This window comes from candidate division KSB1 bacterium, from assembly GCA_034506255.1.
GTDB classification, from domain to species: domain Bacteria; phylum Zhuqueibacterota; class Zhuqueibacteria; order Zhuqueibacterales; family Zhuqueibacteraceae; genus Coneutiohabitans; species Coneutiohabitans thermophilus.
The window spans coordinates 118,635-142,491 of sequence record JAPDPX010000009.1; the positions used below are offsets into that span (position 1 = coordinate 118,635).

The following is a 23,857-nucleotide window of genomic DNA, read 5'->3' on the forward strand; positions in this document are numbered from 1 at the left end:
TGAATTCCCGGATTGGTGAAAAAACAGTGCGCCGGCCGGCAATCCCACAAAAGGAACTGTCGGCAGGGCCGCGGCTACTGCCCGCCAGTGTCCATGATCTCAGGCCTGGAAGGAATGGCCGCAGCCGCAGGTGCGCACTGCGTTGGGGTTGTGGAAAGTGAAGCCCGACCCCTGCAGGCCGTCGGTGTAGTCCACCGTGGTGCCTTCCAGATACAAAGCACTCTTCGAATCCAGCAGAATGCGCACGCCATTGGACTCGATGACTTCATCATCTTCACGCACTTCCTTGTCGAGCGTGAGAAAATAGGAGAGGCCGGAACAGCCGCCGCCTTGCACGCCCACGCGCAGGGCCAGCTCCCCGTCGTGCTCCTGTGTTTCTTGCGCGATGATCTTCTTGACTTCCGCTGCTGCTTTGGGGGTCAGGGTAACCACGATAAACCTCCTTCGGGTACGAGTGAACAAAAGTGTTGGTAACTCTCAAACTCGAATACGATACAAACGATTGGCGGGTTTGGCCGGCTGGTTCAAGTCCGCCAGCGAAATGCCGTTGAGAAAGTTTTTGAACTCGTTTTGAATCCTCATGAAGGGATCGCTGATGTTGCAAACGCCCTCGCTGTATTGCACACATTGACAATCCCCGCCTTCCGTGGCACACTCCACGATGCTCAGCGGCCCGTCGATGCATTCCACGATGTCCGCCACCGTGATTTGGTGTGCCGGCCGGCCGAGCACGTAGCCGCCACGCACGCCCTGCGTGCTTGACAGAATGCCGGACTTGCTCATCTTTTGCAGGATCTTGGCCATCAACTCGTCGGAGATGTGATAACGCTCCGCAATCTCCTTGGCCGTGCAAAGATGATCCGCCTCGCGATTGAGCATGTGCTTCAATGCGATGATCGCGTACTCGGCTTTGCGGGACAGTTTCAGCATAGTCTCTGTATAAAATCCGACTTTTTTGGTCGGGGATATGATACGAAAAAAGCCTCCACATGTCAAGGAGAAATTTGGGAGCAAAGTTTGGCAGGGAAGGGCGGAGGCGGGCATGGTCATGCGCGCGTGCCGCGCCGAATCACTCTGCTTTTGAGAGGGTGCGGCGGCTCTTTTTGTTCTTGTGCGGCGGCGGAATGATTTCAGTCGGCGCTTGGCCGGGCAGTTTGTGCTTGAACAAATACTGCGTGATTCGCCCTGAGTGACTGCCAATCTTGCTCGCGGGGTGTGTGCCGGCCGGCCCGGGGGCGTGCGGCAAAGCGGCACTATGGCGCTGCAGGCTTGGTGTAAAAATCGATCACCTGTTCAATCGCGGCCCGGCAGACGGGGTCAAAATCCACCAGACTGAGTGAGAACATGCGGCAATCCGCGCTGGGGCGATAGAGACCGCGCGCTTCGTAGCCCGCACCCTCGAACGCACCGACTTTGCCGGCATACTGCGTTTTTTTCAAAATTTCTTCCTGACGCTTGAATATTGGCTCCCGCTTGGCATAATAATCCGGCGCGAGGCGGTCGAGCCTGGCACGCGCGAGCGCCAGGCTGTCGTATTCAGCTTTCTCCCAGGGTGTGGGCAGCGGCGTGTTGGGCAGGACAAATGCCTTCCACTTCAAATTGGCCTTGTCGAGCAGGGCGGTAATATTCGGTTCCCAGGGCTCGACGTTCTTGGCGTAGAACTCGTTGTAGGAAACCTGCGAGCTGTAATATTCATCGCCCAGGCCGGCGAAGGAATGGCCGAATTCATGCACATACACGTAATCGCGCTGCCACTCCTGGCCGGGTTGATCGGAAATCGTGTAGGTGGTGGTGTAGAGGCGATAGATGCCGCCGCCACCGTAGCGATTGTCATTCACCAGGATGTTGATGAAATCATAAGGCACCTGGCCGGCGAGGTCGCGCAGCGTCTTGTTGGCCGTGGTGAGCACATAGCGCGCCGAACCAAAGGTGTCGTAGGCGGTGCCGAGCGCGTTATTTTTCCAAACGTTGGCCCCCGGCTTGGAAATGCCGGACTCCTCCGAGATCACTTCGATCAGCCACACGTTGAAATCCTGGCGGCGCTCTTTGAAGGGCGAGGTGGCAAACAGCACGTCATTGAAATGCCGGGCATCCCGGCGAAATTTTTCCTGCTCCGCGGCGCTGTAGCCGTCGCCGAGCAGAACGAGATCGACCTTGCTGTCCGCCGGCCCGTGCTGTTGCAGGGCGGTGATCCTGCTTTGCGGCACGCGCCGGCTGCGGTTGACCTGCGTCGGCGCATTGGGATCGATCACGCACGAGAAGATTTCCCGGAAGTTCATCTGCCGGTCGCGGCGGCAAATTGTGAATTGAATTTTGCCTTTCGGCATGGGCAGCAACACACTTTCATGAAAGGTGCGCCACTGGCCGTGCGCGGCTTCGTCCGTGGTTTGCCATTCATTGAACAGGGTGGAATAGCCGCAGGAGAAGATGAGCGTGGCGCTGGCAATGTCATATACTCGTGCCTGATACTCGCCGCGGTTGAGATGATCGATCAAGTTGTGCCGGCTGCCCGCCCATTCACCTTCTTCATGGCATTGCTCGAGCGCAAAAAACTCCTGGCCCTTGGTGCCGCTGTGATAGTAGTCCACCCGCAGGGTGCGGTTGTGAAACAGACGGTCAAACGTCTGCGCACCGGCAGTGGCGGTGAGCAGGAGAAAAAGTCCAATCGTGGTCGGGGGGGTCATGGGAATCCTTTCGGTTTGCTGCGATGCCGTGAACGACAACGCGGTCACGGCGGGAATCGTCTGCCCCGCGCAGAACAAAGCCACCGTCGCAGCGCGACGGCAGGGTCACTCTGGGCGAAGCCCCCGCGGCTTCGCCGGCTTGCGTGCTTCGGCTTTGGGATTTTGTTGCTGCGAAAAAGTTTTAACAGCCCTGGGCCGGAAAGCCGGTGCGATCGGGAACCGGCCTGGCGCTGTATGCTGCTTATTGGGGAAGAGTCAACCTTCACTTCATTCGTCCGCCCAAAATCTCCCCGGCAGCTCAAGGCCTTTACGGGTGAGCAGCCGGCGCACGCGCTCGGCGCGCGGCAATGGCAGGCCTGCCTGCGCCAGCAGATCGGGCAGGGAGTGAGAATCGCGCGGCGGCGTGCCGCCATTGCGCTGCCACAGCTCCGCCGGCCGGCCATCGAAGATGATCTCGCCGGCATGCAACACCAGCACGCGCTGCGCCAGCGCCGCCACCAGGTCCATGTCATGGCTGACGATCACCACGGTTTGACCGCGTTGATGCCACCGCCGCAGCAGGCGTGTCACTTCACGCACGCCCGCGGCATCCAGGCTGGCGGTGGGTTCATCGAGAATGAGCATCTCGGGATTCATTGCCAGAATGCCGGCGAGCGCGACGCGGCGCTTCTCGCCCTGGCTCAACGTCATGGGATGGCGCGGCAGGAAATCCGGCGACAGCCCCACTTGCGCTAGGCCGGTGCGGGCGGCTGCCAGGGCTTCTGCGGGTGTCCGCTTTTGCTGCCGCGGCCCAAAGCTGACGTCTTCGGCGACCGTCATGCCAAAAAGCTGTGCCTCGGGAAATTGGAAAGCCAGCCCCATGCGTCCGCGCAACGCCGCCAGATCATAACCGCGGCCATGGATGTCCGCGCCATCCACCAGAATCCGGCCGGCGGTGGGGGTGAGCAAACCGTTGAACAGTTGCATGAGCGTGGTCTTGCCCGAGCCGGAGCGGCCCACGATGGCCACCGCCTCGGCGGCACCGATTCGGAAGTTCAAACGTCGCAGGACAACATGCGGCGGCGCGGCAGGCTCGCCAAAACGCTCATAGGCAAACGAGACTTCGTGAAAGACAACTTCCATCGGGCTCCTGGCAGGTCAGGGCTGCGGGCTGGCAGGCGGTGAAAGGTGCCGGCGGTGACTCCGGTCCTGCAGTGCGATATCCGGCACCGCCAGGCCGAGGCTGCGCAGCCGTTGAAATTCGGCGAGGGCAAAATGATCGGTCATGCCGGCGATGAAATCCGCAATCTGGCGCAGGCGTCCCGCGGTTCCGGGTCCCGCTGCCACAGCAGCCCGTTGTGCCGAGGGCGGCAGCAGGCGCGCATCTTCAAGATACAGACGAAAGAGCGTACGCAAGACCTGGCGTGCATCCTCGTCGGCATGGCGCACCTCCGGCCGGAAGATGATCTGTTGATAGATGAACTTGTTGAGCTCGCGCTGCATGGCATCGACCGTCGCGCTGAAAGCGACGATCTCCCCGGTAAAGTGCTGGCAGCGGTGCTCGCGCTGTTCGAAAGCCTGTACCCGCCGCAGTGTTTCCTCGATCAGATCACTCACCAGCAGATTGACCAGGCCGTGGATCAGGCGGTTGCAATAGAGGTAATGATCGTGGCGCAGCTTTGCCAGCCCGCTTTGCTGCTGCACGAGCTGCACCAGTTCGAGCGCCGCGATGTCTTCGAGCGCGACCAGGCCGGCGCGCAAGCCGTCTTCGAAATCATGCGTCCGTTGTGCCACCTCGTCGGCAACCGCCACCACCTGACCTTCCAGCGTGGAGGCCACTTCCTGCTCGAACGCCAGGCCGCTGGTGTCGAGGTCGGGATAGTGATACTGGCCGCGTTTCAAGCGGGTGTGCTTGAGGATGCCTTCGCGCACGGCGGCGGTGAGATTGAGGCCGGGGAATGTGTACTTTTGCTCGAGCCAATCCACCACCCGCAGGGATTGATAGTTGTGTTTGAAGCCGCCGGTGGCCTGCGGGGAAAGGCTGCCCTCCAAAGTATCCCGGCCCTGCAGGATGTCGTCCAGCACGTGTTCGCCGAGATGGCCGAAGGGGGTGTGGCCGAGATCATGGCCAAGCGCGATGGCCTCCACCAGATCCTCATTGAGGGCGAGGGCGCGCGCCAGGGTGCGGGAAATCTGCGCCACCTCCAGCGTGTGCGTCATGCGTGTGCGAAAGTGATCGCCTTCGGTGATGAGGAAGACCTGGCGTTTGTGTTTCAGCCGGCGAAAGGCGCGGGCATGCACCAGACGGTCGCGGTCGCGCTGAAAGGCGGCGCGGTAGGCATGCTCGGGTTCGGGATGGCGGCGGGTGGCGTGCGCGTCGCGACTGCGGCAGGCATAGGGTGCCAGCCAGTGGTCTTCGCATGCCAGCCAGTCCATCCGTGTACGCATGCGGTAGGTCATATCAGCAGCGCAAGTGCGGCGGGTCTGCGGCCACCGGTTGTGCGATGGGCGCGCGGTTCACGGCTGATCCGAGAAAACTTCGGCGCTGAAATAGAGCAGCTCGGCCTTGGGATCCTGCCAGGCGTCTTCCGGCAGGCCGGCTTTGCGGCAAACGTGGCGCACGAAAGTGCCGGCATCCCAACCGCGTTGCGCGGCCACTTGCGGCAGCAACAGGCCGTGACGTTTGCCGAGGCGGATCATCACACCATGTTTGCCGATCTGCAAATCCTGCAGATTGCGCAGCGCTTGCAGCGGGGTGAGCACGGAAATTTCAATGCGGGTGTCGGGCAGTTCCTCCAGGCGCAGCGGCTCAAAGCGCGGGTCGTTGCAGGCGGCAGCAACCGCCATGGCACATACCGAGTCCAGCAAGGGCCGGGTGTGTTCGATACTGCCAATGCAGCCGCGCAGCTCCCCGCCGACATGCAGACTGATGAACACGCCGGCTTGCATCCCGGCCAAGCCGGGCTCGGGTGTGGCGGGCGGGGTGACTTCCGGCTCACCGCGCAGGCTGGCCTGGATCGCGTCACGCGCGAGCTGCAGCAAAGCGGCCTTTTGCCGGTCGGAGAGCATCATGCGACCTCGCTGGCCTGCGGTGGCGCCGTCGGCCGTTACGGCATGCGTTCAAAGGCGGCGGCGACATAACCGACGACGCGGCTGTAGTCGCCGCTGGTGTCGCCGGAGTTCTGATAGCGCAACACGCGCACGTGAGCTGCACCCAGCCGGCGGGCGGCGAGCAGCGCGGCCACAATCGGGCCGCCGCCGCAGGCCTCGCAGACCCGCTGTTGCAGCGCCTCGTACAGCGGTTCCGGCTCGCCGGCCTGCAACAGCTCGATGAAATACCCGTCGCGGCGGCGCGCCTCGGCATCGTTGTGATAGTGGGAAAGATCCGAGCTGGCGATGATGGCCAGTGGCGTCTCCGTTGCCAGCTCAGCCAGGGCCTGCCCCAGGGCCTCGCACAAGTCCCAGCTTTGCTCGCCCATCACAATCGGCAGGATCGTCGCGTCCGGGGCCACGCGCTGCACAAACGGCAGTTGCACCTCGATGGCATGTTCGCCGCCCTCCGCCTGGACGCGATGGCCGTGCCAGGTGGCCAGGAAGTTCTCATGCTTTTGGATGAGCTGCCCGGCGAGTGCAGCCGCCACCGGCACCTCGCCAAGCGGCGTGCAGTAGCCGCGGCCGGAAAAAACGGAGACGAACGGAAAATATTCCCAATGGCTGGGCGCAATCAGGACAATGGTTGCCGGCGGCTGGTGGCGCAGGAGTGCATAGGTGTGGGCGGCAACCGGCCCGGAGTAACGATAGCCGGCGTGCGGGGCGATGCCGGCGACAAAACGGCCGGGGGATGATTCAATCTGCGTTTGCGCCAGCAAGTCGTTTACGACCCGGCTGAGCACTTGCGGATTTTCCGGATAGAACATGCCCGCCACTGCCGCCGCTCTGACGGCCTCGCCCGCCACCGGCTCGTATTGCTTGTGTGGATTTGCCATGGCGTCATCTCCCAAAAACAAAAAGGCACAACTGAAAAGTCATGCCTGGCTTGGCTCTCGTCGCGTGAGGAGTGGTTTCTGTTCCTCCGAAATCGCCAACTTCCGACATCTTCTTGCAACGCCTTGTCCGCGGAAGAACATCAACGTTGGCACGACACGGGTGGGGAAAGCACCCTCCGCCGGGGCTGAAACATCTTTGCACAGATGCCGGGGCAATTATCCCGGCCACCGGCAGGAGACCAAAAAATCATTCACTTTCTTCCGTGGTCTTCGCCCGGCTTGCGTCCGTCCGCTTCGCGGAAATCCTTTTGCGCACACGGCAACAAATTTTTCCGATGCGATTACCGCATGAAATTCGCACCGTGTGCCGCTCACAGCGCGCATTTGCCGGCAGCAATGTAGCATAAAAATCAGGAATGTCAACCGCTTTTTGCGGGCCGGGTAATCCCCCGGTAACTTGTGGAGCAGTGCAGGCATCCCTGCGCAATGTCACCAACTTTTTCAAGCAAGTCATGACAAAAAGATTTATGGCAGAAAGATATTCAGCGCTCTTGCCAGGCAACCACCTGAATTTTGCCTGCCGGCTTGTTGTTGCCCGGAAGAAATGACGTATTCACAAAACTCCCTCAGGAGTGGCCTGTCGAATTTCTCATGATCGGGCACGGTTTCTTGAGAACAACCCAGTCGCTCTCTCCTGACGGAGTTGACCGCACGTTGGCCGGAAAAATTTTTTCTGCACCACCCCCTGGGGGGCGTCGCGATCCCATCGGCGTTGCTCGCGGAGGGGATCCATCTGGGTGCAAAATTCAGAGAGCTGGAATGTTTTTGATGAAAACCCGCCCGCTGAATTTTGCTTCATCTTTCTGTCCTTGCTTGTGAATTGTTTTGCCCGCAATTGGCTTGCCTTTCCCAAAAGTTGGCAGCAATGGGCACTCCTGCCTGCAGACAACAGGTCTGCGCGACTGTTCCCACACGCAACTGAGACATTACGCGATGGCGGAATTTGTCCTTGCTTCTCTCCCAGGTGGGAGTTAGAATGAGGTCGCCCGCCGATGTGCAGTCAAATGCTGTAGCGCGGATTTCCAGCCGGCATGCAAACAAGCTGTCCGCGCGACATTTTCTTTCAATGTGAACCACCAGTGGTTATTATCCGTCCGCAACGGTGACTACTAAAATGTTCCAGCAATGGCCTGGCCGGGGCATAAAAATCTTCAGGGTTTTGCAAGATTCGGCCTGTGAGACACCCCGGCTCAGCCGGGCTTGAAACCTTTGCGAACAGAAACTGGTTGGACAGGGTGAACTCGGTGTGTGCACCCGTTGAACCTGCGACGCGGGATGCGCCTTTTCAGCAATTCCCGGCCGGATGGGATCAACAACCGCCATGACCGTGCTGCTTGTTGAGAAGAGCTGTTCCCCGCATGATGATCCCGGGTGCGTGAAAGGCAATTCCGCCCGGTCAAGTTTGTGACCGATCCGGGCCTCACGGGAGGGGATCATGGAAACCCTGCTCAAACTCGTTGCCGGAGGCGCCATCTTTTGGCTGCTCTTTGCAGGCGGGGGAATTTTGAAAAACCGGCAGGCTTCCGCACCGGCCGGGAGTGACTCGGCGGCCGTGGCTGTGGCCGACACCATGGAAGTCAGCCGCCACCCCGCCGTCCAAATCCAGTCGCTGGACTTTCTGCAGGATCACAGCAAATATTTGCTGGTGATCAACCCGGTGACGGTTACGTATCACCGCTCGCCGGGCGCCAATCAAGTGACTGCCGCCGGCAGTGTCGCGCTGCCCTGGCAGACGCTGAGCGTCAATCCCTTCGATTTTCCGTTGTCCGTGCCGGAGGCGGAACGCCGCGGTCGGCTGGCGGCGGTGATGGCCGCGGAGCGCAAACGGACGCCGGAGCCGCGTGTGTTCATCGTGCTGGAGTTTGGCGATGGCAAACGCTATCTCACCGAAGCCTCGGACACCGCCAGTGCCCTGCCCTCCCGCACCGTGTCCTGGTATATCGGCGAAGCTGCCAGCGATCCCGCTTTCTCCCAAACTCCCGGCGAGCAAGCCCGGGCCTACTGCTTCATCATCGATGACCCGGCGGTGACTTTCGCAAGAGTGGAAGCGCAATCCAACCAATAAAGGCTGGCAGTGAAAGGGACGGCATGACCTCCACGGGCGCTGCGATCATTCTGGCTGGCGGGAAGAGCAGCCGTTTTGGCCGCGACAAGGCGCTGTTGCCGTGGCAGGGCACGACACTTCTGGCTTCGCTTGCCACGCGCCTGCAGCAGGTCTTTGCGCACGTGCTGATCGTCACCACGCCGGATCACCAACTCGCCTCACCTGTTGGCCGCATTGTTTACGATCTCATTACCGGTAAAAACAGCCTGGGCGGCTTGCATGCCGGACTGCTGCATTCTCCGCTGCCGAAGAATTTTGTGTGCGCCTGCGACATGCCGCGGTTGTTGCCGGAGCTGGCCCGGGACTTGATGGCCAGGAGCAGCGGCTTCGATGTTGTCATCCCCCATGTGCATGACCGCCTGCAGCCGTTGTGCGCGATTTATGACAAGACTTGTCTGCCCGTCATCGCGCGGGCGCTCGCGGCCGACCAATTGCGCATGACCGGCTGGCTTTCGCAGGTGCGCGTGCGCGTGGTGAGTGAGGCCGAAGTGCGGCAGGTGGATGCCACACTGCAGTCGTTTTACAACGTGAATACGGAAACAGATTATCAGAACCTGCTGGCGAAGTTTTCCGGGCAACCCGGCACCGTGCCTGCGGCAGGTCCTGCCGGAAAATGAGTTGTCGCCGGCAACGGACGGGCCGTGCCAGCATGGCGCGGTGGCCGTGGCCACCAACAGGCTTGCCAACAGGACGGGACCACGCGGTGGTTGAATCTATTGCAAAGCTGTGATCCGAGCATGAAGCCGTTGTCGCCCACCTCGGCCCTGCCGCAGAATCTCCATCTCGGTGTTGCCGGCTGGGAGGATTCCGCACGCTTTGCCGGTTTGGCCAACGGCAACCGTGACGAGATCCTTGCCCGGCTGGCGCACGCCTTTGATCTCATCGAAATCACTGCGAGCTATTACCAGCCCCTGGCACCCGCAACCACCCGGCGCTGGCTCGAACAGGTGCAGGCGCACCGCCGGTTGCGCTTTACCGCCCGGCTGTGGCAGAAACTGTTGCGGGAACGCTCCGCGCAATCGCTGACGGAAGTGCAACGGTTTCTTGCCGGCCTGGAACCGCTCGTGCGTGCGAAACGGCTGGCCGCGGTGGTCGCCTCGTTCTCTTACACCTTTCCCAATTCCTCCGCCAATCAGGACTGGTTGCACTGGCTCGCGGACGCTTTTGCCGGCCACACGCTGGTGATCGAGCTGCATCACCATTCGTGGTCCGAGACAACCGTCTGCAGGAGTCTGCTGGCGGCGGGCTTGTGCCTGGCGCATGTTGATCAGCCGCGCCCGGGCCGGGCCTTTGTCTTTCCGCTGGAAACGCCCGGCCGGGTGGCCTATGCGCGTTTTGACGGCCGCAATCTAACCGCCTGGTTGGCGCCGGCAGCCAGCCGTGATGACCGCCATGATTATTTGTATTCAGAAGCCGAACTGGCCGCGCTTGTCAGCCGCGTAAAAACGGCACTCGCCCGCACCTCCCTGGGCTGCATCGTCTTCAACAACTATCCGCGTGGCCAGGGCCTGATCAACGCACTGCAATTGCAGGCCCTGCTGGGTGGCGCGCCTGTGCCTGCCGCCGGCACGCTGCGGCAACAATTCCCCTTCCTGCACCGGGGAGAAAGCAATTGATTTTTATCGCCGGTGCGCTTTATATTGGCCGCCATTGTGCCAGAATTGCCCAAACCTTTCAATCTCAAACTGAGTCAAGAGGTGTAATGTGGTGACTGCGGTTCAATCCCAACCCCCCACCCCTGCGCAAAATGGCGAAGTTTGCGTGAATGATTTCAATATTCATGTTGCGACCGCCAATGGCACCGGCAGTCAAAGCTCGAACCTGGTGCTGATGCGCGCCATTTTTCAAATGGGGATACCGGTCTCCGGAAAAAATCTCTTCCCCTCGAACATTCAAGGCTTGCCCACCTGGTTCACCGTGCGGGTGAGCAAGCACGGTTACATTGCGCGCCGTGAGACGATCGACATTCTGGTGGCGATGAATCCTGAAACTGCCAATGAAGATGTGATGCGGCTGACGCCCGGGACGGTGGCGGTCTATGACGCGCCACTGCAGCTCGACAAACTGCGCCAGGATGTGATCTTTTATCCGGTGCCTTTTGACGAGCTGGTGGTGCCGGTCTGTCCGGTGGCCAAACTGCGCAAACTGGTGCGCAACATGATTTATGACGGGGTGCTGGCCTACCTGCTCGGCATCGAGATGGCGGAAGTGGAGCGCGCACTGTTGAAGCAATTCAAGGGCAAGGCCAAGGCGGCCGCGATGAACTGGGAGGCTGCCAAGGCCGGCTATGAGTTTGCCCGGAACAATTTTGCGGAAAAGCCGCCCTATCGCGTCGAGCGCATGAACGCCACTGCCGGCAAGATCGTGATCGACGGCAATTCTGCCGCCGCGCTTGGCTGCCTGTTTGCCGGAGTCACGGTGGTCACCTGGTATCCCATAACGCCCTCCTCCTCCCTGTGTGAAACGCTGATCGAATACATGAACAAATATCGCCTCGACCCGCAAACCGGGAAAGCCACCTTTGCCATCGTGCAGGCGGAAGACGAACTGGCCGCGCTGGGCATGGCGATCGGGGCGGGCTGGGCTGGTGCGCGGGCAATGACCTCCACCTCCGGTCCCGGGATTTCGTTGATGGCCGAGTTCGTGGGGCTGGGATATTATGCGGAAATTCCCGTGGTGATTTTCGACATCCAGCGCGTCGGCCCCTCCACCGGCCTGCCGACACGCACGATGCAGGGGGATATTCTCCCGACCGCGGTGCTTTCACACGGGGATACCAAACACCCGATGCTGTTGCCTTGTTCCGTGGCGGAGTGCTTCACGATGGCCGTGCAGGCTTTCAATCTGGCTGAGGAGCTGCAGACCCCGGTGTTCGTGATGAGTGATCTCGATCTTGGCATGAACTTGTGGATGTCGGATCCCTTTGTCTATCCTGCGGAGCCGCTGCGCCGCGGCAAGGTTCTCACGGCCGAAGACCTGGACAAGGTGGCGGAATTTGCCCGTTACAAAGACGTGGACGGCGACGGGATTCCCTACCGCACTCTGCCCGGCACCAAACATCCCAAAGCCCCTTATTTCACGCGTGGCAGCGGCCACAATGAGCGGGCGCAGTACAGCGAGCGGCCGGGCGATTACCGCCGCAACATGGACCGGCTGGCGCGCAAATTTGAGACGGCGCGGCAGCGCGTGCCCGGTGCCGTGTGCGAGCAGGAGAGCGGCTCGGCCATTGGCATCATCGCCTACGGCACCAGCCACTGGGCGGTGGTGGAGGCGCTCGATATTTTGCGCGAACAACATCAAATGCCGGCAGATTATCTGCGGTTGCGCGCCTATCCCTTCGGCGGGGAGGTGAACGAATTCATCAGCAGACACCAGCGGATTTACGTGGTGGATCAAAACCGCGACGGCCAGATGTACAGTCTGCTGGGCCTGGAGCACGACGCGGCGGTGAAAGCGAAACTGCGCAGCGTGCGTTACTACAACGGCCTGCCGATTCCGGCACGCATCGTCGTGGAAGAGATTCTGAATCAGGAGAAGAGCTGACATGGCACAGACCCCTGCAACACCCGGCCGGCCGGCGGCAAAAGTCAATCGTCTCGGCCTGGCCCGTGACGCCTACCGCGGCGGCAAGACCACGTTGTGTGCCGGCTGTGGCCACAACGCCATCTCCGAACGCATCATCGACGCCTTTTACGAGATGGGCGTGGATCCCTATCGTGTCGCGAAATTTTCCGGCATCGGCTGTTCGAGCAAATCGCCGGCCTATTTCCTGGGCTTGTCACACGGTTTCAATGCGGTGCACGGCCGCATGCCGGCGGTGGCCACCGGCGCCGCACTGGCCAATCACCAGCTCATGATCGTGGGCGTGAGCGGCGACGGCGACACCGCCTCGATTGGCATGGGCCAGTTTGTCCATCTCATGCGCCGCAATCTTCCCATGATTTACATCATCGAAGACAACGGCGTGTACGGCCTGACCAAGGGCCAGTTCTCCGCCACCGCCGACAAGGGCAGCCGGCTCAAAAACGGTGTGGTCAACGAGCTGCCCGCCATCGACATGTGTGCCATGGCCATCGAATTGGGCGCCAGCTTCGTGGCGCGCGCCTTCTCCGGCGACAAGAGCCAGCTCACCACCATCCTCAAGGCCGCGGTGTCCCATCGTGGCACGGTGCTGCTCGACATCATTTCGCCGTGTGTGACTTTCAACGATCATGAGGGCTCCACCAAGAGCTATGACTACGTCAAGGAGCATGAGGAGAAGCTCGGCGATCTCGGCTTTGTGCCCTATTTCGAGGACATCGTGGTGGATTATGCGCCCGGCACCACCCGGGAAGTCACACTGCACGATGGCTCGCGGTTGCTGCTGAGCAAGCTGCCGGAAGATTACAGCCCGGCGCGCAAGGCCGATGCCCTGCGCGTGCTCGCCAAGGCGCGGGCACGCGGGGAAGTCTTGACCGGCATCCTCTTCGTTGATCCCACGCTGGACGATTTCATCAGTCTAATGAATTTGGTTGACGAACCGCTCGCCACCCTGCCGGAAAGCCGCGTGCGCCCGGGCCGCGAAGTCCTGCAGCAAATCATGGAAGAGTACAAATAGTCCGCCGCCTCACGTGAAAAACAAAGCCCGCGATCATGCCCGGGTCGCGGGCTTTTGCATTGCTCATAGCCAGAGGCATTGGCCGCCATGCGCCGCACACGTCGATCTTCCGCCTTGCCGCCGCAAGGCCAGCCGCCTGTCAGGCAGTGCCAGCCCGGGCCACTAAAAGAATGCAAGCACGATGACATCTGGTGGGCAAAACTGCTGAGGCGAATCCGCCGCGAGGTGATGCTCGGCGCGCTGCTGCCGGTGGCGGCGTTTGCGCTCGACAGTGAAGCGGAGCAGGGCATTCCCGCCGAATATTTGCAGATCCGCCTTGCCATGGGCAAAAGGCAATACCGCCAGGTGCAAAGTTTGATTCTGGAGTGTTTGTCACAACCGCCAATCTTTCCGCGCGTTTTCCCAACCGCAGCCTATTTGTTCATTTATGAGGGCCGGCCGCAGGCAGGCCTGGCTTTTCTCACCACGCTGCTCGCCGATTCAGCGGTCAAAGAGTATCGCGGAGAAATCGCGGGCGCACTCGCCGTGTTGCATCACTTTCTCCGCGACACGGCGCAAACCCGTGTGCAAGCCAGGAAAGCACTGGAACTCGGCTGCCGCAACCTGCAGCCCTATGAGCTGTTCATCGACAATTCTGACCGCAGTCAGGCCCTGGAGTTTCTGCAGCGGCAGCAGCAATTACAGCCGGCCAATTGGCGGCTGCAATATGCCCGCGCCTATTTGCTGCAATCCCAAAATCAGGCGGCCGACGCCGCTGCCCTCTTTCTCGCCCTGCTGGAGCAGGGGCATGACTCCTGGGAGGTGTGCATGACGGCCGGCAACAACTTGAATTATCAGTCCCGCTTCCAGGAAGCGGCGCGGCTTCTCGAACGGAAAATTGCCGTCTGCCGCAAAACGAATGATCCAGAGGGGCTGGCGCAATTGCTGCACGTTTTATCCCAGACGGAGATGGGGCGCGGCAACCTCGCAGAGGCGCAGCGCCTGCGCAGCGAGAGCCTCGCGCTGGCGCGGCTGATCGGCAACGTGAAGCTGGAGTACCTCCTGCGGCTGAGTTTGAGCCAGGAGCTGCTCAATCAATGCCGCTGGGCGGAGGCGGAGAAGTATTTGAGATTCGTGCAGGAGCAGGCGCAGTTTTTTGCGGATGGCAACAGCCTGCTCACGGCAATTTATTATCAGGGCCGCCTGGAACGCGCGCGCGGGCACTGGCAGGCCTCCGCCCGCAATTTCCTGCGGGCTTCCGCCATCGCGGACTCGCTCGGCAGGCGCGAATATGCCATTCAATTGCTTTACAGCATTGCCCTCACCGATCTCAAGGCCGGGCGGGTGCAGCAGGCGCTGGCACGCTTCCAGGAAAACGAGAGGCGCATGCAACAGTTCGGCTCGCTGTTGCACCGGCGCTATTTTTTGCATCACTTCAGCAAGGCCTATGAACAGCTCGGACGTCATCGCGAAGCGCTGGCCTATTGTGACAGCGCACTGGCATTGACCCAGGCGGGGGAGAACCGCAGGTTGTACTTGACGATCGTGCTCGATCGCGGGCGTTTGCTGAGCATGTTGGGGCGGCATACCCAGGCGCTGCCCGTTGTGCGCGAAGTTGCCGCCGCAGCACGACAAGCGGGTTTCGTTGATCTGGAGGTGGAAGCCAAAATTGCGTTGGGTGAAATTTACTTGCGGGCCGGCGAGCTCCAGCCCGCTCAACACCTCCTCACCAGCGCACTCACCCGTTTGCAACAGGCACCGGACTATCTCAGCTTTTTGAAGGCCTCTGCCGGCCTGGCAGAAACCCTTGCCCGCGCCGGCGATCTGACGCGTGCGCTCGCAATCTATCGCGCTGCCTTGCAGGTGGTGATCTCCAACGTACGCACCGCCTCGCTGGAGCAGTCCGCCTCTCTGGCCGGCGAAGAACGCGCCATCTTCTTTGGCCTCAGCCGCATGCTGTGGCGTACCGGGCAAACCGCCGAGGCAATTTGCCTGGCGGAGCGCAGTCGCGATCTGGTGGTGCAACGACGCCGCTGGCAGGCCCACCTGCTGCAGGGCTCCGATTCCTTGCAATCCCTGCACGCCCGGCTGGCGCAACTCGATTCTTTGATCCTGCGGCAGCGTTTAAAGCAAGCTTCCCAAGAGCCCGGGTTTGAAGCGCTGCTGCTTGCCGCCGAATTGCAGCGCCAGGAGCTGATAAAGAGTCTGCCCGGCAGTGCCGGTGAACCGTCCGTTGTTTTTGACCAGGCGGCCTTGAACAACTTGCGCCAAATGCTGGCTCGCCGGCAGGAAGTGGCCCTCAGTTTTTTTGTCGACGATTCGCTCAGTCTGGTTTTTTTAGTGGCCGGCGATACGCTGCAGGGCTGGGAGATCGCCGCCGGCCGGCAGCAACTGGAGCCGCTGCTTGCGCGCATGCATCCGATGCTGGCACTGCATCATGCTGACAGGCTGGCGCGTGAAGTTGCCGGTTTTGACACCACAACGGCATACACCGCCTACCGGCTTTTGGTTGCCGCTCCGTTGTCCATGCGTCAGGAACGAAACCTGGCCGTGGTTCCCGATGGCGTTTTGCACGCCCTGCCTTTTGAGATTCTGGTGACCGAACCGGCGGCCGGCGGGCGTGCTGCGTTTTTGCTCGAACGCCATCCTATTCGTTATGGCCTGTCGTTGCAATCGTTGCAGCCGCCGGCGCCGCAGCCGCTCGTCATCAAATCCTTTTTGTTGGTGGCCGATCCCCTGCGCTACAGTGAATCCCCGGCGGCATTGTCCTCCGGCATGCGCCGCCGGCGCGAGGATTTGCCGGGCAGCCGGGATGAGCTGGAAGCAATCCGGGCCAACACCAGGGTGGATCACCTGCTGACCGGCAGCAACGCCACCCGCGCCAACGTCTTGGCGGCACTGCCGCAATGTGACTGGCTGCACATCGCCAGCCATGCTCTCAGCGAGGCCGGCGAGCCGCTGCATGCGGAGATTCTGCTGGCGAACAACGCCGACAGTTCGCTCGATCGCATCTATGCCTTTGAAATTTTCGAACAGACACTCGCCGCCAGGATTGCCATTTTGAGCGGGTGTGAAACCGCGCGTGGGATTTTTTTGAATGGTGAGGGGTTTGCAGGATTTGTGCAGGCTTTTCGCGCCGCGGGGACCCCGAGCGTGATCGCCAGCCTCTGGACGGTCAGAGACCAGGCCACGGCGCGTTTCTTTGCGTCATACTACGCGGCGTTGCGGCGCGGCCAATCCACTGTGCGCGCGCTGCAGACGGCCAAGCTCGAGATGTTGCACGATAGCCATGCCAGTCTGCTGAACTGGGCCGGCTTCTGTTATTACGGCGCAGATTGGCAGGTCGCCCTGCCGCCGCCACGCTCCTTCAATGTCTGGTATGCAGCGGCCATTGTCTTGATTATTCTGGCGAGCGCCCTTTGGGCGCGACTACGCCCAAGGCGTAGAGCCTCCGGCGCTCGCCATTAGCTCACCGTGTGCACAATTACAGAGGTTGGGTCAAGGCAAAACCCCTGCGGGTTCGGGTCAGCCAACACTTCATGATGCCGTCCGTGTTTTTCAGCAGACCCACCGGCGGCCCGGAATTTCCCTTTGCAAGGCAGGCAGGCATCATGCGCGCCGCAAAATCCTCCCAACGGCGAACGTTTCTCCAGGGGGCAGGTTACGCGCCTGACCAGAAAGCTGAAAGTCTTGCCATCCGCAATGCCTCAGTTACGAGTGGGGACGCAGCGCAGACATTTTGTCTGCAGGCAGGGATGCCCGGGCTATTCCACACGTTATTGAAGGGCGCACTGCTGTCCTGCACTCGTCTGGCATGAATTTCTGGAGAAATTGGTGACAGCGGGAATCCAGACAACAGGTGAGTATGGCTGCGGCATCCTGCTGATCTGATGGAGCCTTGCCCGGTGAACTTTCGCCCGCCACACCTGCTTTGCCGAGGAGGGCGCATTTGCCATCCGCTCTCATCCTGCGCTGTCCGGTTGGCCGCATCGAAGTGGGACACAGGGGAATCCCCCCCACCCTTGGCCTCATGAACTTTGCCAGCCGGTTCGTGGGAAGGCGGCAGCAGATTGAGCCTGACCGCACAACCCTGCATGGCCCGACAAAAATGGCAGGGGAAAACCAGAAAATTTCATGCGCCGGCTGTGGGCACCGGCGCATGATGCAGCTTACAGCATAAGCAGGGGATCAACCGCCGGGATTGCCGGGCGGAGGCGGCGGAGGATCTTCGATACCCTGGCACGTGTTTCCAATGTTGCTCTGCAGGGAGGGAACTTCTTGACTTTCTGGCGCGGTCGGCAGGTTGGCGGAACAGGCCTGCAATGCCAGTAATGCCAACACCGCGAGCAACGCAATGACTGCACGCATGGTCTTTGGTCCTTTCAGGTTGGAGTGAAAGAAAGCACAAGACATGCGGCACAGTCGGCCAACTGTGGCTCGGCCCTGTCGCCGGCAGGCGTACATGGCCGGGCCGGGAGATTTCACCATCACTGCGTTTGCTTTTGAGAGGGCAGAACGTTATTTTACGGCGCTTCCCTGCTCAGCAAACTCAGAAGGGCCCTGGGGTGAGTTCTCCCCCGTTCAGTCATATAAGACCCCAACTGGCTGTGCGGACTCACTGCGAGTTTCAGGATGTTGCAACTTTGGGAAATGGTGAGGAAAATATGCTGTAGAGATGATTGCATTCAAGCGCAGGGAGGAGTGAAACATCGCTGACGATCCCAAATCGCTTGATCCCCAATGGATTGCCTCGCGCCAGTTGATGGTGAAGTATTATCTGATGAAGAACTGGCATCTTGACGATGCCGATCTGGAGGAGGTGGTCCAAGAGACGATGCTGGCGGCCTTGCAGAGTTGTCAAAACTACAGGGGTCTCAACAACGCCAAGCCCGGCACTTTTCTCCTCGGGATCGCCAACCACGTGGCGCAAACCCACTTTCGCAAAAAGGGTATACAACGGCGCCGCAACGCACCTCTCGAATTGGCCGAGAGTATCGGTGTTATTTTTCGTGACGAGGCAGAAGCCAGCGATCTGGCCCGCCGCTTGCGCGATAAAATCTCCCGTCTCAAGGATAATTACGTCCAGGTTCTGAAGCTGGTGTTCTACAAAGGGCTGAAAGAAGGCGAAGTGGCCGAGATCATGGGTCTGCCTGCTGACAAGGTTTACAGCCTGAAGTCCGATGCGCTCAAACGCCTGCGCAAACTCTGCTTGAAAGATCCGGCCATGCAATCCTTGTTTTACTCGTGAGGGAGAGAAGCCTGCCGAGGTTCCCATGTCATGCACCTATGAAGACCGTCTCGAAATCATTGCCGCCTATGTTCGTCACGAGCTGCCTGAGCCGGCACGCGGTGATTTCGAGGAACACTATCTGGGCTGTGACGAGTGCAGTCGCGACCTGCTGCTCATGGAAAAAACAGCCCTGGTGATGAAACGTCACGGTGATTTGATTTTCGCACCCCGTCACTCCCCCGCCTTGCTCGGGAATTTTCTCCACAAAAAAATGCATGCTTCCCCCGGGCCTTTCGCGCTGCGCTGGCTGCGCGCTCACGGCCCCGCCCTGGCCGGCTATGCCGTGCTTGTGCTTCTTCTGGGGGCCGGCTATTTCTGGTTGGACCGGTATCAGTACAGGGCTGCCAACCAATCCGCCGGCCATTTCGATGAAGCCGGCACAGCGGGTCCTTCGATATTTGCCGGACAAACACCGGCCTTTCTGCGCCAGCCGGAATGGTCCACCAGCAGCCGTGCCGCCGGTGTGCTGGACTCCGCTCTGGCAGCAACTTGGGAAAAAGCCCGGGCCGCTTATACGCAGCAGCAATACCCGCAAGCCCTGTCATTGCTCGCCCAACTCATACAGGTGCTGCCCGATCAGCCACAGTTGCGACTGATCCAGGGCGTCAGCCTGTTGCGAAGTGGACAGCCGCAAGCCGCGCGTGCAGTTTTGCAAGCACTCGTTGCACGCCAGCCGGATGATCCCGCCGCGCAGTGGTTCCTCGCCGAAGCCTGCCTGAAAGACGATCCCAAGCAAGCACAACTTCTCTATGAAAAACTCGCGGCCCGCGGCGATTCGCTCTACAGCCCCGCGGCCCGCGGGAAAATTCTCCGTCAATAGACCGCACGCTTGCATTCATTCCCGCATAATCTGTCACGCCGTGCGCAGCAGCCCTCATGATGAAAATGAACTCTGGGAGTCGTGCCTGCAGACAGCGACCCTGAAGGGCCTGCTACAACCTGAATTTTGCATGCTGGCTTGCGGTTGCCCGGAAGCAATGGTGTATTCACAAAACCCCGTCAGGAGTTTGTAGATATGGGCATCTTGCGTGTCTTTAAACTCCGTCAGGAGTGGCCTGTCAAATTTCCCATGATCTGGCGCGTTTTTTTCAAGGAGGGCCAAGCAGGTCACTCCTAACGGAGTTTTGGGAATGCGAGATGCCGCCTCACTATAAAAACAGTTCACTGCTGCCGGAGTTGACAGCAACGTTGCCCGCAAAATTTTTTTATGTACCACCCCTTGGGTGGTTGGCTGTCGCGATCCAAGCAGCGTCTCTCGCGGAGGCGATCAATCTGGATTTGAAATTCAGGTACAAAAGCTATTCTTTCGGTAAATTGTGGGGCTGTCTGAAGGACACAGAGTTTTTATGCCCCGGGTCTCGCATCAGCCACAGCCGATTCAACGCGTTTTGCCGGCAGGGAATGGCCAAAAAAAACTTGCAAAAGTGTCCGGCGCGACTAGATTTTGGGTCACGTTTTGACTGACTTTCCCCGGTTTTTCACCTTTATCAAACTGGCTATGGAGTTATATGGCGAGAAGCAAGAGCAAACAGCGCCGCAAGCGAATGGAGCGCCGGCAAAAGCTGAAGGCCCGGATTAAACGCCGGAAAAAAGCCCAGCAAGCCGCCGCCGCCGCCGCCGCTTGAGCTGCAGCAGGTTTGTTGCGGCCATCGCAGGCAGCGCGCATGACACGGCGAAGAACGTCACCACTCAAGCGCCTGTTTCGCCTGTCGAAAGAATTTAGTCACGCCCAAAACCGCCCGGGCACTGGGAACCTTTGGAAGCCCGATCAACGAAGGCATGCACCAATCAAAAGTTGCTGCGAATCGAGAACGCCCGGGCGGTGGATTTCTCCAAGTGGCTGAACATTTGCACCTGCTGCTCCGGTCTGTGGTGTCATGCCCCGCCTGCTCGCAATGCCCGCACGGCCATGACAAAATACTGTGCCAGCCCGTTGCCGTTTCTGTGACAGTGCACTTCTCGCGCTGATTCTCTGACCGTCTTTCGCCTGCCCGCAGCCAGAATCATTCTGCCGCCCAAAGCCTTGCCGCCGCCGTCGGCGTGCGCTGCCACCTCGCGATCTTCATAACGGGGAAAGCAATCACGACCGCGAAGATTTTTTGAGCACAGATTCTTATTACTGAACGCAGATAAAAATCACTGTCGCTCAGCATTCCCCTCTTTCCACAAATTTTGCCTGCGATTTGAAAGTCGCATGGCATTTGTGTAGGCAGAGTTGCAATCACTCATGCCCGTTGCCGGTGATTCTCATGTGGAATGTTAAACACGCATCCGCTGCCAAGCGCCGGCCCCTGCTGCGCTGCCACCTCGGTGCGGGATTGGCCGCCTGTGCGATTCTGGTTGCCGGTCTGCGGGCCCAGCCCGGGCAGCGTCCGGATTTCGCCGACGACTCATTGCGCGCGGAGCAGCAATATCTCACTGCTCTGCAGCAGGCGGACTCGCTCACTTTTGTGCGGGAGTTCGAAGCCGAGTGGCGGCTGCTGCTGGCAGACAGCGAACAGCGGGACTATGACAGTCTGCCCACACTGCCGGCACGCAAGGCCTGCATCATTTCGTACTGGAAAGCGAACAACCCCAATCCCTTTCGCCCGCACAATGAGCGCCTGCTCGAGCATTTGCGCCGGCGCGAGTATGTGCGACAGTACTTTCCCGCTGCCGGGCCGCCCTATTGCGATGACCGCGGCAGGTATTATCTCAAGTATGGCAAGCCCCACCGGCGTTTTCAGGATCCCGGCGGGTACCGCCGCATCGCTTTCTTCAATCTCATCACTCACGCCCAGGTGAGGCGGCTGTATCCCTTCAAACAAGTTCCCGACGAGCACTACCTCGTGGTTGCCAACGAAACCTGGAGCTATGAAAACGTGACGCATGATTTCGTGGTGCATTTCAAGCGCGAGGGCGCCGGGTTTCGGGAGGTGCGCAGTCTCACCGAACTGGTGGCAACCCGTCTGCGTCGCAATCTGGCGTGGCAATGGGGGGATTTGATCAAGCAGCGCGCCGGTGTGGCGCCGGTGATGGTGCGCACCGCGGAGGAAGTGGGTCGCCTCGAAATGGAACTGCTGCAGGCTGCCATGTTCAGCCGCCGTGGCGAGCTTTCACCCGGCGCACCGGCTTCGCCCAATGAACGCCTGTTGGAAATTGCCTGGCAACATGAAGCGGAATGTGCCGCCGCCCGCCGGGTCGCGCCGACAAGTGCACACGAGCCGGCGCCCGGCAAACGACTGCAGTTTTCCCACAGCATCGTCCAGTTCCGTGCGCCTGATGGCCAAACACGCGTGGAAATCACCCTGCTCGCACCGTTCGCCAAACAATTTGTCGATCACCAGCAAGACCGTGCCGGCGACAGCGTCGCGGTTGACTTTGCCTGTTTGCTGCGCGATCCCAACCGCGAGACGCTCGCCACGCAGCAGCAACGCGTTTGCTTTCCGCTGTCCTGGCTGCCGCAGGAAAATCTGTCCAATGCCGCGGGCCTGCTCGCCATCATCTCGCCGCCGCAACACGTGACCCTCTTGTTGCAAGTGCAGAATCCCGCAACCGCAGCTTTTGGCATTGCCACCCGGCCCCTGCAGGTTCGCGCCTTCACGACGGACAGTCTGCAGCTCAGCGAGATCCAATTTTATTGGAAGATCGACAATGACAGGCAAGCCCGCATGCTGCCGCGGGTCGTCCGGCAGGAGCTTGTGCTCGCGCCCTACCCGTGGCCGGTGCTGCGCCGGCGCCACCCGGTGTTTTGCTATTTCGAAATCTACAACCTGCAGGCGGCGGGTTTGGCGGGAAGCTATGAGCTGAGCTATGAAATTACCGCCGGTCGCTCCCGCACCGCCACGCGCGCCCCGGCGCTGCGTGTGTCACACGAGCGACCCCTCACCGGCGACACCGCGGCAGAACTGATCGCGCTTGCACTGCAAGATTTGGACAAAGGCCCGCATCGTATCGAGATTGCGGTGCGCGAGACCGGCACACACCGCATCCTGGCCAGCATGCAACGCGAGATCGTGATCGAAGAGTGAGCGGACTCTTGCTCCTGCTCCGGTCTCCGCCGCCCCTTGCCGGCCTTTGCTCCTCTTCCAACCGAGTGTAACCGCCACCTCACAAAAATCCGCATCCAACCGCTTTGGTCACTATTCTACTGCCGAACAGGAACGGTGTACAAAGCACGTGTTGGCGATCCATACCCGCACAGGCATGAAACTCGGGCCCCATCAGATTTTTCTCGCACCGCTTTCCCTGTGGTTGAGCCTGACCGCTGATTCAGCGATGTTTGCTCAGACCAACACTCAGGCGGTGAGTGAAATGCGAAATGCGTTTCAACAGTTGAATTATGCCGCCGCCAAAAAGGCGGGTGAACGAGCGTTGCAACACTGGCAACGTCTGACACCGCAGCAGGTGATTGAAGTGCATCAGGTGCTGGCGGTGATTGCCTACAGTGAGGGTGATTTTTTCGAGGCCAAGTCACAATTCGAACAGGCGCTGTCGCTGGCGCCGGATCTCAAACTGGATTCGCTGTATGTTTCGCCCAAGATTCACCAGTTTCTGGATCAACTTAAAGCCAATCTGGCTCTGGGAAATGGCCACAGCAGCGGAACGATACGCTATCTGGTAATTCCTGATGTCCGGCCGCAGGCCGCCCTGCGCTCGCTGGTGTTGCCGGGTTTGGGCCAGTTGCACAAAAACCAAACTTCCAAAGGGCGGTTGTTGATGGCCGGCGCCGGCGCGGGTGTGGTGCTCACCGCTGCCCTGCATCTGCGCCGCGAGAAAGCGCGGGAAAATTATCTTTCCGCGGCGACGATTGCCAAGGCGGAAACGACTTACCGCCGCTACAACACTCTCAATCGGGCGCGCAACCTTTCGGCGCTGCTGACCAGCGGCATCTGGGTGTATTCGTTTTTTGACGCCTTGGCCTCACCTGCAGCACAACCGCCGCCCGCGGTGAGTCTGCTGCCCTTGCCCACAACAGGGAAGATTGTGGCCGGCTTGAGTTGGCAGGTAAGCTTTTGAAGTGAGAAATCTCATTACAATAACTGGGAAAAATTTTCTCACCGCGTTCGACGCTCCAACCCGCCGTTTGCGACAACTTCCCCATAACTCAAGGCGATTCAGACGGCCTGTCCGATGCCGTTTTGCCCCGCCGCCGCCGGCTTGTTTGGCACCGCCTTTGCCTTGAAAGGGCGTGTGGAT

The 23,857-nt window shown here is 60.2% G+C and carries 18 protein-coding genes; 10 read left to right on the forward strand and 8 right to left on the reverse strand.

All coding sequences use genetic code 11. From position 1 onward, the window contains the following. Positions 1 to 99: 99 nt before the first annotated feature. From erpA to amrB, 7 genes are all read right to left on the reverse strand, one after another. Entirely contained in the window at positions 100 to 432 is a 333-nt protein-coding gene (erpA, locus tag ONB52_18335; protein MDZ7418091.1) for an iron-sulfur cluster insertion protein ErpA, read from the reverse strand. A 45-nt stretch (positions 433 to 477) separates the two neighbouring features. Then, positions 478 to 930: an Rrf2 family transcriptional regulator gene (locus ONB52_18340; protein ID MDZ7418092.1), complete on the reverse strand. Its 453-nt coding sequence runs from the start codon at positions 928 to 930 to the stop codon at positions 478 to 480. Between the two features lie 323 nt (positions 931 to 1,253). Beyond that, the gene (locus ONB52_18345; protein MDZ7418093.1) at positions 1,254 to 2,684 is read right to left on the reverse strand and encodes an IgA Peptidase M64; all 1,431 of its coding nucleotides are present in this window, start codon (positions 2,682 to 2,684) and stop codon (positions 1,254 to 1,256) included. Between the two features lie 267 nt (positions 2,685 to 2,951). Further along, complete coding sequence (locus ONB52_18350) at positions 2,952 to 3,806, reverse strand: ATP-binding cassette domain-containing protein (GenBank protein MDZ7418094.1); 855 nt, start codon at positions 3,804 to 3,806, stop codon at positions 2,952 to 2,954. A 15-nt stretch (positions 3,807 to 3,821) separates the two neighbouring features. After that, on the reverse strand, positions 3,822 to 5,111 hold the full coding sequence (gene dgt / locus ONB52_18355) for a dNTP triphosphohydrolase (protein MDZ7418095.1): 1,290 nt from the start codon (positions 5,109 to 5,111) through the stop codon (positions 3,822 to 3,824). 69 nt (positions 5,112 to 5,180) lie between these two features. Next, a complete protein-coding gene (gene amrA / locus ONB52_18360; GenBank protein MDZ7418096.1) occupies positions 5,181 to 5,735 on the reverse strand; it encodes an AmmeMemoRadiSam system protein A in 555 nt (184 codons plus the stop codon). Positions 5,736 to 5,770: 35 nt separating this feature from the next. Beyond that, positions 5,771 to 6,649, reverse strand: a complete 879-nt coding sequence (amrB, locus tag ONB52_18365) for an AmmeMemoRadiSam system protein B (GenBank protein MDZ7418097.1) — start codon at positions 6,647 to 6,649, stop codon at positions 5,771 to 5,773. A 1,495-nt stretch (positions 6,650 to 8,144) separates the two neighbouring features. On the opposite strand from amrB, the gene ONB52_18370 reads away from it, so the two are divergent. The 8 genes from ONB52_18370 to ONB52_18405 all read left to right on the forward strand — a co-directional run bounded on the left by ONB52_18370 (position 8,145) and on the right by ONB52_18405 (position 19,499). After that, on the forward strand, positions 8,145 to 8,774 hold the full coding sequence (locus ONB52_18370; GenBank protein ID MDZ7418098.1) for a hypothetical protein: 630 nt from the start codon (positions 8,145 to 8,147) through the stop codon (positions 8,772 to 8,774). 23 nt (positions 8,775 to 8,797) lie between these two features. After that, complete coding sequence (locus ONB52_18375) at positions 8,798 to 9,430, forward strand: molybdenum cofactor guanylyltransferase (GenBank protein MDZ7418099.1); 633 nt, start codon at positions 8,798 to 8,800, stop codon at positions 9,428 to 9,430. Between the two features lie 120 nt (positions 9,431 to 9,550). Next, positions 9,551 to 10,429 (forward strand): DUF72 domain-containing protein, encoded by an 879-nt coding sequence (locus ONB52_18380; GenBank protein MDZ7418100.1) that lies wholly within the window; start codon positions 9,551 to 9,553, stop codon positions 10,427 to 10,429. Between the two features lie 145 nt (positions 10,430 to 10,574). Further along, positions 10,575 to 12,356, forward strand: a complete 1,782-nt coding sequence (locus ONB52_18385; protein MDZ7418101.1) for a 2-oxoacid:acceptor oxidoreductase subunit alpha — start codon at positions 10,575 to 10,577, stop codon at positions 12,354 to 12,356. Position 12,357: 1 nt separating this feature from the next. Next, the gene (locus ONB52_18390; protein ID MDZ7418102.1) at positions 12,358 to 13,410 is read left to right on the forward strand and encodes a 2-oxoacid:ferredoxin oxidoreductase subunit beta; all 1,053 of its coding nucleotides are present in this window, start codon (positions 12,358 to 12,360) and stop codon (positions 13,408 to 13,410) included. 228 nt (positions 13,411 to 13,638) lie between these two features. Next, a complete protein-coding gene (locus ONB52_18395; GenBank protein MDZ7418103.1) occupies positions 13,639 to 16,857 on the forward strand; it encodes a CHAT domain-containing protein in 3,219 nt (1,072 codons plus the stop codon). A 1,294-nt stretch (positions 16,858 to 18,151) separates the two neighbouring features. Beyond that, the gene (locus ONB52_18400; GenBank protein ID MDZ7418104.1) at positions 18,152 to 18,637 is read left to right on the forward strand and encodes a sigma-70 family RNA polymerase sigma factor; all 486 of its coding nucleotides are present in this window, start codon (positions 18,152 to 18,154) and stop codon (positions 18,635 to 18,637) included. 25 nt (positions 18,638 to 18,662) lie between these two features. Further along, positions 18,663 to 19,499, forward strand: a complete 837-nt coding sequence (locus ONB52_18405; protein MDZ7418105.1) for a tetratricopeptide repeat protein — start codon at positions 18,663 to 18,665, stop codon at positions 19,497 to 19,499. Between the two features lie 1,183 nt (positions 19,500 to 20,682). Here ONB52_18405 and ONB52_18410 read toward each other — a convergent pair. After that, on the reverse strand, positions 20,683 to 20,832 hold the full coding sequence (locus tag ONB52_18410; GenBank protein ID MDZ7418106.1) for a hypothetical protein: 150 nt from the start codon (positions 20,830 to 20,832) through the stop codon (positions 20,683 to 20,685). 96 nt (positions 20,833 to 20,928) lie between these two features. On the opposite strand from ONB52_18410, the gene ONB52_18415 reads away from it, so the two are divergent. Together ONB52_18415 and ONB52_18420 are read left to right on the forward strand one after the other, a co-directional pair. Next, complete coding sequence (locus ONB52_18415) at positions 20,929 to 22,689, forward strand: GWxTD domain-containing protein (GenBank protein ID MDZ7418107.1); 1,761 nt, start codon at positions 20,929 to 20,931, stop codon at positions 22,687 to 22,689. Between the two features lie 283 nt (positions 22,690 to 22,972). After that, on the forward strand, positions 22,973 to 23,677 hold the full coding sequence (locus ONB52_18420; GenBank protein ID MDZ7418108.1) for a DUF5683 domain-containing protein: 705 nt from the start codon (positions 22,973 to 22,975) through the stop codon (positions 23,675 to 23,677). Positions 23,678 to 23,857: the final 180 nt, after the last annotated feature.